This is a genomic window from Heyndrickxia coagulans 36D1 (assembly GCF_000169195.2).
Taxonomy (GTDB): domain Bacteria; phylum Bacillota; class Bacilli; order Bacillales; family Bacillaceae_C; genus Weizmannia; species Weizmannia faecalis.
The window spans coordinates 3250690-3263049 of record NC_016023.1; the positions used below are offsets into that span (position 1 = coordinate 3250690).

Below are 12360 nucleotides of genomic sequence, written 5' to 3' on the forward strand. Positions count from 1 at the left end.
AGAAAGGAAGATACAGATGGCGACATTGGCCCGTACGAAAAAGAAAGATTTTTTAACAATCGGCGCGCTGCAGGAAGAGGAGCTGAACGATCTGCTCCAGGAAGCGGCCGCTTTAAAAAAAGCGCATAAAGAAGGGAAGGAGACCCCGTACTTAAAAGGGAAAGTGCTCGGTATGATTTTTGAAAAATCATCCACGCGCACCCGGGTTTCATTTGAAGCCGGCATGCTCCAGCTCGGCGGCCACGCTCTTTTCCTCAGTTCAAGGGATATTCAGCTCGGGCGCGGTGAGACGATCCATGACACGGCAAAAGTGTTGTCGCGTTATGTCGACTGCCTGATGATCCGCACATTCGCGCACGAAACCATCGAATCTTTTGCGCGCCACGCAGATGTCCCTGTGATCAACGGGCTGACCGATCTGCACCATCCGACCCAGGTTTTGGCCGATTTGCTGACCATTCAGGAATATAAAGGACAACTGGCCGGGCTCAAAATCTGCTACCTCGGGGACGGCAATAACAATATGTGCCACTCATTGCTCGAGGGGGCGGCAAAGGCGGGTATGCATATGTCCGTCGCTGCCCCGGAAGGCTATTTGCCGAATGCCGGCATTCTTGCCGGGGCTCAAAAAGAAGCGGCCAAAAAAGGGGTCTGTATTGAAATGGGCCAAAACCCGGAAGAAATGATCCGGAATGCCGATGTGGTCATCACCGATGTGTGGGCGAGCATGGGGCAGGAAGACGAAACGAAGAAACGGCTCGAAGATTTACAAGATTATCAGGTAAATGAATCATTATGCAAACTGGCAAAAAAAGATTTTCTTTTCCTCCATTGCCTGCCCGCCCACCGCGGCGAAGAAGTCACGGAGGCGGTCATTGACGGCCCGCATTCCGCGGTTTTTGACGAGGCGGAGAACCGGCTCCATGCCCATAAAGCCATTTTAAAAAAACTACTGGAAAATGTTGAATGAATCCGATATAATGGGTGTATAAAAATTCAACTTCAATATTAATTATACAAAGAGGCAGGGAGAGAGAAATGGCAAAGGAAAAAATTGTATTGGCCTACTCAGGCGGTTTGGATACATCCGTATCGATTAAATGGATTCAGGAAAAATACGGCTATGATGTTATTGCGCTTGGCATTGACGTCGGCGAAGGCAAAGATTTAAATGCAATCCGCCAGAAAGCGCTGAATGTCGGTGCAATCAAAGCTGTGATCATAGACGGGAAAGAAATGCTTGCAAAAGATTATATATTGCCGGCATTAAAGGCAAATGCGCTCTATGAAGGAAAATATCCGCTGTCTTCTGCGATCAGCCGCCCGCTTATTTCAAAGCTTTTGGTAGATGTCGCGGAACAGGAAGGCGCCGTTGCCGTGGCGCACGGCTGTACCGGAAAAGGGAACGACCAGGTCCGTTTTGAAGTGTCCGTTCAGGCGCTGAACCCGAACCTGAAAGTCGTTGCGCCTGTCCGTGAATGGGGCATGACCCGCGATGAAGAAATTGCATATGCGGAGAAAAACAATATTCCGATTCCGGTAGACTTAGATAATCCGTTTTCGATTGATGCCAATATATGGGGAAGAGCGTGCGAAGCCGGCGTCCTTGAAAATCCTTGGAACGAAGCGCCGGAAGCAGCATTCGACTGGACTGCGCCGATCGAAATGACGCCGGATGAGCCAGAATATATTGAAATTACGTTTGAAAAAGGCGTCCCGGTTGCCTTAAACGGCAAAGCGATGGGCCTCGTCCAAATGATCGAAGAGCTGAACCTGACAGCCGGCAAACATGGCATCGGCAGAATCGACCATATTGAAAACCGCCTTGTCGGGATCAAATCGCGCGAAGTATACGAAAACCCTGCTGCAGTCGTGCTGATCAATGCCCATAAAGAACTGGAATTTTTAACGCTGCCACGTGAAGTGACACAATTTAAAACAACGGTGGAACAGCAGTTGACCAAAATCATTTATGAAGGGCTCTGGTATTCGCCGTTAAAGGCCGCGCTCGATGCGTTTGTCGAGGAAACACAGAAAACGGTCACCGGCACGGTCCGCGTGAAACTGTTTAAAGGCACCCACACGGTAGTGGCAAGAAAATCCCCATACAGCCTGTATAATGAAGAACTGGCGACCTATTTGAAAGGCGATTCGTTTGACCATAATGCTGCAGTCGGCTTCATCAAACTGTGGGGGCTGCCGACAAAAGTATTTGCCGAAATCCAGGAAAACGGGAAAGTGTTAAATCAATAAGCCATTTGGCCGTTGTTTCTGATGTTAAATCATAAGCACGGCAAATTTCAAGGTTGGAACCGGCCCGTTCAGGTATTTTTCACCTGTTTACCGGGCCGGGAGAAAACGGTAAAATATCCGGAAGGCTGTGGCGGTTTGCCGTGCAGCCTTCATTTTTTAATTCTATTGCAGCAGGAGGAAATGACATTGTCAAAGCTTTGGGGCGGACGTTTTACAAAGGAAACGAATCAGCTTGTTGAAACCTATACAGCTTCGATCGGATATGACCAAAGGCTTGCTTTTGAAGATATTGAAGGGAGCCTTGCCCATGTCCAAATGCTTGGCGAATGCGGCATTTTGCCTGAGAACGATGTGGAACAGATCAAAGCAGGGCTTCGGAAAATTGCCGAAAAAATTAAAAACGGGGAAGCAGCATTTACAGTTGAGAATGAAGATATCCATATGAATATCGAAAAAATGCTGATGGATGAAATCGGCCCTGCCGGCGGGAAGCTGCATACAGGGCGGAGCCGGAATGACCAGGTTGCGACCGATATGCACCTGTATGTCCGGAAAACGACAAAAGAAATGATCCGCCTGATTGCGCTCGTCCAGGAAGCCATCGTGACGAAAGCAAAAGAAAACAAAGAAACGATGATGCCCGGTTACACCCATCTGCAACGGGCGCAGCCGGTGTTGTTTGCCCACCATCTTCTCGCTTATTTTTGGATGCTGGAACGTGATAAAGAGAGATTTTCAGACAGCTTAAAGCGGACGGACTGGCTGCCGCTCGGTGCCGGGGCGCTTGCCGGGACGACTTTTCCGATTGACAGGGAACGGACGCGCGAACTGCTCGGATTTTCCCGCATTTATCCGAACAGCCTGGATGCTGTCAGCGACCGCGACTTTGTGCTTGAATTTTTGGCAAATGCCGCTATATTGATGACGCATATTTCCCGTTTGTCGGAAGAACTGGTGCTGTGGTCGAGCCAGGAATTCCAGTTTATCGAGCTGGATGATTCTTTTTGCACGGGGTCAAGCATTATGCCACAAAAGAAAAATCCCGATGTCCCCGAACTTTTGCGCGGGAAAACGGGAAGGGTGTTCGGGAACCTCATCGGGCTGTTGACCGTCCTGAAAGGGTTGCCGCTTGCCTATAATAAAGACATGCAGGAAGATAAAGAAGGCATTTTTGATACGGCTGATACGCTTCAAGGGGCGCTTAAGCTGCTTGCGCCGATGATTGAAACGATGAAAGTGAACCGGGAGAAGATGTTCCGGGCTGTCTCGAACGATTACGCGAATGCAACCGATATTGCCGATTATTTGGCAAAAAAAGGGCTGCCGTTCCGTGAGGCGCATGCGGTGATCGGGCAGATTGTCCTTTATGGCATTCAGCACGGCAAGTATTTGCTTGACCTGACACTGGATGAATACCAGTCGTTCAGCCCGCTTTTTGAGGCCGATATTTTTGAAGTGCTGAAACCGGTTCATGTTGTAAAAATGCGGAACAGCGCCGGGGGAACAGGACATGCACAAGTGGCGGCACAGCTTCAGATGGCGGAAAAACAACTCCGCAAACCGGATTGAACAAGCGGATGCAAACGTGGCTACGGAATCAAAAGCATAAGAAACGGGCTTCTTACGCAATCGTCAGGCTTTTAATCAGGCCGGATCCTTCGCTTCCAACTATAACTGTATGATAACAGCTCCCAGGATGCCGGAAAGTGTGGTACAATAAATCATTATAAACCTTTTAATCTTATGCTAATGCATCCTGGAACAGGCACACAAAGCCCTAGGACCGGGAAATTGGGAGGAAAAGCTTTTGGTTGACACTGCAAGACGCATGAACCAGTTACCGACGTTGATATTCAATGAGCTTTTGGCGTACAAAAAGAAAAAAATAGAAGAAGGCAACCGGATGATTGACTTAAGCATCGGGAGTCCGGATCAGGCACCGCCTGCTTTTGTAATGGAAGAAATGGCCCGAAATGCAGCTGACCCACGCCAATACGGGTATACAATTTCCGGGATCGGACCTTTCTACGAGGCGGCGGCCCGGTATTACGAACAGTTCGGAGTGAAACTGGATCCTGAACACGAAATCATTCAGCTTGCGGGTTCCCAGGATGGCATTATCCATCTTCCACTCGTCTTTTGTAACCCCGGCGATATCATTCTCGTTCCGGATCCCGGTTATACAGCCTATGAATCAGGGGTAAAACTGGCGGAAGCCGTACCTTATCCGATGCCACTTCTGGAAGAGAACGGATTTATGCCGGATTTGTCAAAAATCCCGGAAGAGATCGCAAAAAAAGCGAAAATGATGATGCTGAATTTTCCGGGCAACCCAATCCCGGTGCTTGCTGAGAAAAAGTTTTTTGAAGAAGCCGTCCGGTTTGCAAAACAATATGATCTCGTCGTCGTCCACGATTTTGCCTATTGTGAACTCGTCTTTAACGGGAAAAAGCCGATCAGTTTCCTGTCTGTTGACGGGGCAAAAGATGTGGGGGTTGAATTTAATTCCTTATCGAAAAGCTTTAACCTGGCGGGGGCACGGATCGGTTTTCTGGCAGGGAACCGGGAAGTGATCCGGCTGTTTGCCCAAATGAAATCGCATATGGATTACGGCATTTTTGAACCGGTCCAAAGGGCGGCTGCCGCTGCTTTGGCAAACGGCAAGGAATTCGCGCGCCACAATGCTGCACTGTATGAGAAAAGAAGGGATTTGTTTGTTTCCGGATTATCGCGGATCGGCTGGGAAATCCGCCCGTCTGATGCTACGATGTTTTTGTGGGCCAAAATCCCGGAAGGCAAAAAGTCCCTCGCTTTTACATATGAACTGATGGACAAAGCCGGCGTTGTGGTTACGCCTGGCAACGCCTTTGGTCCCCACGGCGAAGGATATGTCAGAATCGCGCTTGTACAGGATGAAGAAAGGCTTATGGAAGCTGTCCGCCGCATTGAAAAAAGCGGCGTGCATTTGCCGCAAAAAGCGGGACTCCTTTAAGGGGCCCGCTTTTTGCATGTTGGGGCGGCCAAGCCGGCTGTCAATGCATATTATGTGAATAATTTCACATAAATATGTGAAAGTTTCCCTTGTTCCCTGAAAATAAGATAGACGCTCACAATGAAATGCGGTATGATAGGAATATAGAATGATAATCATTATCAATGAACAGACGCTATTTCTCTATCTCTGGGAGGGGCATACCATGGTCTTGACCGAACTGAAACCCGGAAGCAAAGGGATTATTACAGATTTATCAAGCATTGATCAAAGTATTCAAAGGCGCCTTCTTGATTTGGGTGTGCTTGAAGGCCGGGAAGTTTGTTATAAATGCGGATTGCCTTTCGGCGGGCCTTGCATGCTTGAAGTCAGCGGGCAGTGCATCGGCATCCGCAAAAAAGAAGCAATGCGGATCCAAGTGGAGTGTTTATAATGCAGGTCGCTTTATTTGGAAACCCCAATACGGGAAAAACATCACTCTTTAATGAGCTTACCGGATCATATGAATATGTTGGAAACTGGACAGGTGTCACCGTTGAAAAAAAGGTGGGCCAGCTGAAGGAAAATGCCGGGGTGCTGATTGATTTGCCCGGTATTTATGCCTTGAACCCGCTTTCTAAAGATGAAGCGGTGGCATCGAGATTCTTAATTGAGGAAGACTTCACATCCGTTTTGAATATCGTCGACGCTTCCCAGCTTGCACGGAACCTGCATTTGACCATCCAATTGATGGAGTACGGAAAGCCGGTTTTGATCGGGCTGAATATGATAGATGTTGCAAAATCGCGCGGCATGAAAGTGAACGATCGTTCACTTGCAGAAGCCCTCGGCATTCCAGTCGTGCCGATTATTGCAAGGACAGGAAAAGGATGCAAGGCCATATCGGAGCAGATGCAAGAAAAGGCGGTTGTGCCCGATTTCCGTATTGATTACGGCGATGAATTGGAGCATGCGGCGACCTATCTCATGGACCGGCTGCCGGATTTCCGGTCATTGAACAAACGATGGCTGGCGCTCCAGTTTTTGGAAGGCAATGAAGTGATTCGCCAAATTCCGGCGTTTATGAATGTAAAGCCGGAACTCGAAGATTTTTGCGCGGGTGTGGAGCGCAGGCTCCGTGCCGCCAACCCGCATACTTCCATTAAGCAGGAAATGTTTAAAAAGCGGCAGCAATTTATTGACAGGCTAATGGAAACCGCTGTTGAAAAAACGGCGGCAGAAAAGAAAACGCTGACGGAGAAAATAGATGCCGTCGTCACGAATAAATACCTTGGCGTGCCGATCTTTCTTGTGATGATGTATTTGGTATTTTGCATTACATTCAACTGGCTCGGCACCCCTTTATCGGATTGGCTTGACAAGTTTTTTTCAGGCCCGCTGACCGCCTGGATTGAAGCAGGGTTGAAAGAAGCGGGGGCAACACCGTTTATCCGTGATCTTGTGTTAAACGGGATTGTGGCCGGAGTTGGCGGCGTTCTCGTTTTTGTGCCGCAAATTTTTGTTTTGTTTTTCTTTATCTCGGTGATTGAAGATTCCGGATATATGGCACGGGTAGCGATGGTCATGGACAGGGTGATGGAATCAGTCGGCTTGAACGGAAAAGCGTTTATTCCGCTTATTATCGGCTTCGGCTGCAATGTGCCCGGCGTCATGGCAGCAAGGACGATTGAACAGCCGAAAGAGCGGCTGTTAACGACGCTTTTGACCCCATTGATGTCCTGTTCTGCGCGGCTTTCGGTCTACAGTTTGTTTGTCGCGGCTTTTTTCCGCCACCATCAGGCACTCATTGTCCTGTCGCTGTATGTGCTCGGCATTGTCGTTGCGCTTTTGCTTGCCAAAGTATTTTCAATGGTGGTAAAAACGGAAGGTTCTGTTTTTGTCATTGAACTGCCGCCGTACCGCGTGCCGAATGCGCGGAGTTTGTACAGAAGCACATGGGATAAAGGGAAAGGTTTCGTCCGGAAAGCAGGGACTTTGATTTTCGGTGGCACGGTAGCCATTTGGCTCATTTCGAATGCGGGGCCGGGCGGATTCAATGTGCCTGTCGATAAAAGTTTTATGGCGATCCTATGCGGATGGATTGCGCCTGTCTTCAAGCCGCTCGGTTTTGGAACATGGCAGGCCGCGGCTGCCCTTCTGACCGGTTTTATGGCAAAAGAAGTGGTCGTTTCGACGATGAACGTCCTCTATTTTGTTCCAGACGGCGCATCTCTGGCAGGTGTGATTTCCCATGCTTTTACACCGCTTTCGGCCTATAGTTTCATGGTATTCATTCTTTTATACATTCCATGCCTTTCGACCGTGGCCATTATCCATAAAGAAACCGGTTCGGGGAAAGTGACGCTTTTTTCGATCGCTTATGCACTTGTGATTGCTTACTTGATCGCTTTTCTGATTTACAATATTGGGCGGTTCATCGCTTTTTAAAACGGGGGAATGTTCCGATGTTATTTAGTATTTTGCTCGGTGTTGTGATTTTTGCTTATGCGGCATTTACGCTGATCCGTTTTATCAAAAAAAGCAGGGAAGGGCAGTGCGCTTCCTGTGCATTGAAAAACCACTGCAATACAGCAAGCTGTTGTGCGCCGGACGCTCCATCTCGGGCCAAAACGGCAAAAAGCTGAAAATACCGGGCCGCCCTTTAAAAGGTGTGCCCGGTTTATGATAGGCAGGGGGTTCGCATTGGCGGAAACCGTGTCCGGCGTTCCGTCTGTTTAGATTTTTTTGCTGCGGTATGGTAAGATTAACAATGTCCAAACAGGTATAATGGCAGCCGGTTCCGGGGCCGTCCCGTGCCGGGTAAATAGAATTTCAGGAAAAAGGCAGATGAGGGTTCAATCTATGAGCAAATATAATGATGATTATATGATTACAATGGATGATATCGTCAGGGAAGGCGATCCGATTTTAAGAAAAGTGCTGGATGAAGTGAACATGCCGCCAACTGAAGAAGACAAAGCGGAACTGCGCTGCATGCTCCAGTTTTTAAAAAACAGCCAGGATCCGGAGATTGCCGGCAAATGCAATTTGCGTGCAGGCGTTGGATTGTCCGCAAATCAGATCGGCCTTAATAAAAGGATGTTTGCCGTTTATATTGCGGATGAAGACGGTGAAAAGGCGTACACGGTTTTTAATCCAAAACTGGTCAGCCATTCGATATCGATGATCTACCTTCCGCAAGGGGAAGGCTGCCTGTCGGTTGACCGGAAAGTGGATGGTTTTGTGCCGCGTTATGAACGGATTAAAGTAAAGGCATACGATTTGGACGGGAATGAAGTGCTCATTAAATTAAAGGGCTATCCCGCGATTGTTTTTCAGCATGAGATGGACCACTTGAACGGGATTATGTTCTATGACCATATTAACAAGGACAATCCGTTCGCCCTTCCTGCAAACACGGATATCCGGAGCGTGTATGAATAAACAGCTTGCGCAAACGGCAGCCTGCCCGGCTGCCGTTTGATGCATTATTCTCTTGTGCGGAAATAAGCATTCAGCTGGCCGCGGATGACTTGTTCGCGCATCGTGCGTTCATTGTATTTTTTCTCTTTCATATATTCTTTGCGGATTTCCGCAGTCTGGATGCCTTCTTCACGTTTATTGGCGATGTCCATCAGGCGTTCAACATCGGTAAATGAATATTTCCGGATCCCTCTGTTTGTCCGTTCCGGGAAAATCAATTTCCTTTCTTCATAGTAGCGGATTCTTCTTTCACTTAAGCCGGTTAATTCACATACCGTTCCGATCGAGATGACTTTCTTTTCCAAGTATGATTCATTCGTTGCCACCGGTGCATCCTCCCTTTGTAAGGTGTTTTTATTAATATATACCAAAAAAGCCGTTTAGACCATCTTTGTGTAAGAAAACCTGACAAAAATATACGTATTTTTCATCGGCACGTGAGATTACATAACAGCAGTCCTTTGATGTTCATTTTGGATTGCTCTTACGCGGAGTTGAGTTCTTTCCAATTTATCCATATAATAATTCAAGACTGGTTTCTCTGCAGGAATGGCGGCTTCCCGTGGCCGGCTTAAAAGCGGGACAGACAGTTTCCCGTGCGCTTCCCCGGCCGGCAGGGGTTAAAGTGCATACAGGAAAGAACGGAAAGACGGTGAATGCTTTCGCCATAACCGAAAGGGGAGTAGCACAGATGAAATCATCCAGGCTCATTTTTGCAGCAATCGTATTGATCGTCATGTTGCTCGCCTTAAATGAGTATCTGACCCATAAAGAATCGGCCCAAAAATCCGCGCAAAATAACGCTGCTGCCAAAAAACTGCTCGATGTGCCGATTATCAGGCAAATGGATGCGCCCCGCCTTTATAACGGCTGTGAAGTGACAAGCCTCGCGATGCTGCTTGTCGATAACGGTTTTCATGTGACCAAGAATCAATTGGCGGAAGAAATCAAGTATGTGCCGTTTACCTATAAAAACGGGCAGCACGGCAATCCGAACGCAGGTTTTGTCGGGAACATGGAGGATGGTCCCGGGTATGGCGTGTACCACGGCCCTGTTTTTGAACTGGCCAAAAAATATGCCGGCAAAAGAGCGGCGGATTTAACGGGACAGCCTTTTTCAAAAATCCTGGAAAATGTTGAGGAAGGGCATGCTGTCTGGGTGATTACGACAGCCCGGTTTCAGCCGGTTTCTGATTTCAAAACATGGGACACGCCCCAGGGAAGTATTAACATCACATACAGCGAACACAGTGTTGTCATTACAGGGTACGATCCAGGCCATATTTATGTGAATGACCCGTATGGAACAAAAAATAAGCAGCTTGGCCGTGAAGCATTTGAGAAAGCGTGGAAGCAGATGGGCAGCCAGGCCATTGTGATCCGGTGAACAAAAAGCCTGACGGAAAACGAGCTTCAAAGTTGTTGGATTGCCCGAAAAAGCGCAAAAAGCGGCCGCCCGTGAATGTATGCTTGTATAAGGCCCGGCATGTCCGGTTATATTATCCAAAAATGGCCCGTGTGTGTGCGTGTTGCGTTTAAACCTTGAAAGGCAGAGCGATTTTTTTATTTTCATTTCATGGCTGTTTGCGCTTTCCTTTATAATTCTTTAAGACTGTTATAAAATCAAAGTAAAGGCAGGTGCAGAGGTATGGACGGGAAAAAGATGGCCGGGGAGAAAGCAGCGGAACTCGTAGAAGATGGAATGATTGTCGGGCTTGGGACCGGCTCAACTGTTTATTACACGATAAAAAAATTAGGGGAACGGGTGCAAAGCGGCCTGCACATCACCGGTGTGCCCACCTCGCGTGCGACAGAAAAACTTGCGCGCGAATGCGGCATTCCGATAGCAGACTTGAACGACACGGCACAAATGGATGTGACCATTGACGGGGCCGATGAAGTGGACCCTTCCTTAAATGGCATTAAAGGCGGCGGCGGGGCGTTGTTGTTTGAAAAGCTGGTGGCAAAGGCATCAAAAAGAAATATCTGGGTGGTGGATTCCCGGAAAATGGTTCAACAACTTGGCGCTTTTCCGCTGCCGGTGGAAGTGGTCCCGTTCGGATACAAGCATTTGATGAAAACGTTTGAGCGGGAAGGATTAAACCCTGTCCTCCGGATGAAAGAAGGCCGGCCGTATGTAACAGACGGCGGCCACTATATCGTGGATATAAAGCTCAAATCGCCTGATATCGGCGCGTTTGGAGCCTGGCTTGATGGTTACACAGGTGTTGTTGAACACGGGCTTTTTCTCGGCATTTGCGATCTTGTTGTCATCGGGGACGGCAGCAAGGTATATACCAAGAACCGGGCGGAGGCAAAGAATATTATTTTGTGAAAAACATCCGTATGGGAGACCATACAGAAATTTTAATTTCGGAGGAAGATTGATGTATCGTTTATTAACCCATAATGACCTGGACGGGCTTGGCTGTGGGATTCTTGCCAGGCTTGCATTCGGAAAAGACATTGAAATCCAGTATAATTCTGTGTCCGGTTTAAATCCCCAGGTTGAAGCTTTTTTGAAAAAGGAACATAAAGAAGACATACTGTGGATTACCGATTTATCGGTCAACGAAAAAAATGCGGAGCTCCTTGATGCCTATGCCGCACAGGGCGGAAAAGTGAAACTGATTGACCACCATAAAAGCGCGCTTCACTTAAATGAGCATGAATGGGCTTCTGTCCAGGTGGAGGAAGACGGCAAACAGGCAAGCGCCACTTCTTTGTTTTATCGGTATCTGCAAGCGGAAGGAAAAATCAACCCGACAGGTGCTGTTGACGCGTTTGTCGAACTTGTCCGGCAAATGGATACATGGGAATGGGAACGCAACGGGAATATGCAGGCCAAAAAATTAAATGATCTTTTCTATCTGTATCCGATCGAAGAGTTTGAAGAGATTTTGCTACATAAACTTAGCGGCAGTGAAACGTTTTCATTTGATGATTTGGAAGAAAAAATACTTGATCTGGAAGAGAAAAAAATCGAAAGATATATAAATGGAAAAAAGCGGGAAGTCTACCAGGCTGTGATTGACGGTTATTATGCAGGCGTTATTCATGCCGAGTCGCATCATTCCGAATTGGGGAATGCCGTTGCAAAAGAATACCCGCATCTCGATTATATCGCCATTTGCATGGTCGGAAAGAAACGGATCAGTTTCAGGACGATTCATGACCATATTGACGTATCGGAAATTGCCAAAAAATACGACGGGGGCGGGCACAAAAAAGCATCGGGGGCCGTGCTGACGGAAGAGGCGTTCCGGCAGTTTGTCGTCGAAACGTTTAAAACAGAACCGCTGAAACGCGATTTTGCCCATAACCAGTCCAATATCAAAGGGCAGGAAGCGGGATGTTTATACCAAAACCGCAGCGGGGAACCAATCTTTATTTATAAAGACCCTCAAAAAGGCTGGGCGATCGAAGCAAGAGGCTTAAAGCAGTCTCCTTCTTTTTCTGCCTTTGAAGAAGCGGAAAAATTTGTAAAGCGCCAGTTCCAAGCATGGCTTACCCACGATGAGGCGTATTTGGAATATATGGACAAAAAGAAAAAAAGAAGCGAAAGTGGTTTGTAAAGCTGCCCGGTGATGCCGGGCTTTTTTTCGTGCAGGTATAGAGCCGGTTGCGGCCAATTTGCACGAAAAAAAAGCGCG

Annotated in this window: 12 protein-coding genes; 11 read left to right on the plus strand and 1 reads right to left on the minus strand. The window is 47.8% G+C overall.

Annotated elements, in window-relative coordinates; translation table 11 throughout:
• Positions 1–16 precede the first annotated feature (16 nt).
• The 8 genes from argF to def all read left to right on the plus strand — a co-directional run bounded on the left by argF (position 17) and on the right by def (position 8668).
• Positions 17–970: an ornithine carbamoyltransferase gene (gene argF / locus BCOA_RS32840; protein ID WP_014098236.1), complete on the plus strand. Its 954-nt coding sequence runs from the start codon at positions 17–19 to the stop codon at positions 968–970.
• A gap of 68 nt (positions 971–1038) precedes the next feature.
• Positions 1039–2253: an argininosuccinate synthase gene (locus BCOA_RS32845; protein WP_014098237.1), complete on the plus strand. Its 1215-nt coding sequence runs from the start codon at positions 1039–1041 to the stop codon at positions 2251–2253.
• Between the two features lie 186 nt (positions 2254–2439).
• On the plus strand, positions 2440–3822 hold the full coding sequence (argH, locus tag BCOA_RS32850; RefSeq protein WP_026683381.1) for an argininosuccinate lyase: 1383 nt from the start codon (positions 2440–2442) through the stop codon (positions 3820–3822).
• Positions 3823–4060: 238 nt separating this feature from the next.
• On the plus strand, positions 4061–5245 hold the full coding sequence (locus BCOA_RS32855; RefSeq protein ID WP_014098239.1) for an LL-diaminopimelate aminotransferase: 1185 nt from the start codon (positions 4061–4063) through the stop codon (positions 5243–5245).
• 205 nt (positions 5246–5450) lie between these two features.
• Positions 5451–5678 (plus strand): FeoA family protein, encoded by a 228-nt coding sequence (locus BCOA_RS32860; protein WP_026104508.1) that lies wholly within the window; start codon positions 5451–5453, stop codon positions 5676–5678.
• The gene (gene feoB, locus BCOA_RS32865) at positions 5678–7672 is read left to right on the plus strand and encodes a ferrous iron transport protein B (protein ID WP_014098241.1); all 1995 of its coding nucleotides are present in this window, start codon (positions 5678–5680) and stop codon (positions 7670–7672) included. The genes BCOA_RS32860 and feoB overlap by 1 nt, the downstream gene beginning before the upstream one ends.
• 17 nt (positions 7673–7689) lie before the next feature.
• On the plus strand, positions 7690–7869 hold the full coding sequence (locus BCOA_RS32870; RefSeq protein WP_014098242.1) for a FeoB-associated Cys-rich membrane protein: 180 nt from the start codon (positions 7690–7692) through the stop codon (positions 7867–7869).
• 217 nt (positions 7870–8086) lie between these two features.
• Positions 8087–8668 (plus strand): peptide deformylase, encoded by a 582-nt coding sequence (def, locus tag BCOA_RS32875; RefSeq protein ID WP_014098243.1) that lies wholly within the window; start codon positions 8087–8089, stop codon positions 8666–8668.
• A 44-nt stretch (positions 8669–8712) separates the two neighbouring features.
• Here the strand turns inward: def and BCOA_RS32880 are convergent, their stop codons facing one another.
• Positions 8713–9033 (minus strand): MerR family transcriptional regulator, encoded by a 321-nt coding sequence (locus tag BCOA_RS32880; protein ID WP_014098244.1) that lies wholly within the window; start codon positions 9031–9033, stop codon positions 8713–8715.
• Between the two features lie 365 nt (positions 9034–9398).
• On the opposite strand from BCOA_RS32880, the gene BCOA_RS32885 reads away from it, so the two are divergent.
• The 3 genes from BCOA_RS32885 (at position 9399) to BCOA_RS32895 (ending at position 12282) form a co-directional block, all read left to right on the plus strand.
• Positions 9399–10094: a C39 family peptidase gene (locus BCOA_RS32885; protein WP_014098245.1), complete on the plus strand. Its 696-nt coding sequence runs from the start codon at positions 9399–9401 to the stop codon at positions 10092–10094.
• A 261-nt stretch (positions 10095–10355) separates the two neighbouring features.
• Complete coding sequence (gene rpiA, locus BCOA_RS32890) at positions 10356–11042, plus strand: ribose-5-phosphate isomerase RpiA (RefSeq protein WP_014098246.1); 687 nt, start codon at positions 10356–10358, stop codon at positions 11040–11042.
• Between the two features lie 52 nt (positions 11043–11094).
• Positions 11095–12282 (plus strand): DHH family phosphoesterase, encoded by a 1188-nt coding sequence (locus BCOA_RS32895; RefSeq protein WP_014098247.1) that lies wholly within the window; start codon positions 11095–11097, stop codon positions 12280–12282.
• The last annotated feature ends 78 nt before the right edge of the window (positions 12283–12360 follow it).

Coding starts and splice junctions, on each gene's coding strand:
- BCOA_RS32860 (WP_026104508.1), top strand. CDS start 5,451: ATGGTCTTGACCGAACTGAAACCCGGAAGCAAAGGGATTATTACAGAT.
- BCOA_RS32885 (WP_014098245.1), top strand. CDS start 9,399: ATGAAATCATCCAGGCTCATTTTTGCAGCAATCGTATTGATCGTCATG.
- BCOA_RS32870 (WP_014098242.1), top strand. CDS start 7,690: ATGTTATTTAGTATTTTGCTCGGTGTTGTGATTTTTGCTTATGCGGCA.
- BCOA_RS32895 (WP_014098247.1), top strand. CDS start 11,095: ATGTATCGTTTATTAACCCATAATGACCTGGACGGGCTTGGCTGTGGG.
- def (WP_014098243.1), top strand. CDS start 8,087: ATGAGCAAATATAATGATGATTATATGATTACAATGGATGATATCGTC.
- feoB (WP_014098241.1), top strand. CDS start 5,678: ATGCAGGTCGCTTTATTTGGAAACCCCAATACGGGAAAAACATCACTC.
- rpiA (WP_014098246.1), top strand. CDS start 10,356: ATGGACGGGAAAAAGATGGCCGGGGAGAAAGCAGCGGAACTCGTAGAA.
- BCOA_RS32845 (WP_014098237.1), top strand. CDS start 1,039: ATGGCAAAGGAAAAAATTGTATTGGCCTACTCAGGCGGTTTGGATACA.
- argF (WP_014098236.1), top strand. CDS start 17: ATGGCGACATTGGCCCGTACGAAAAAGAAAGATTTTTTAACAATCGGC.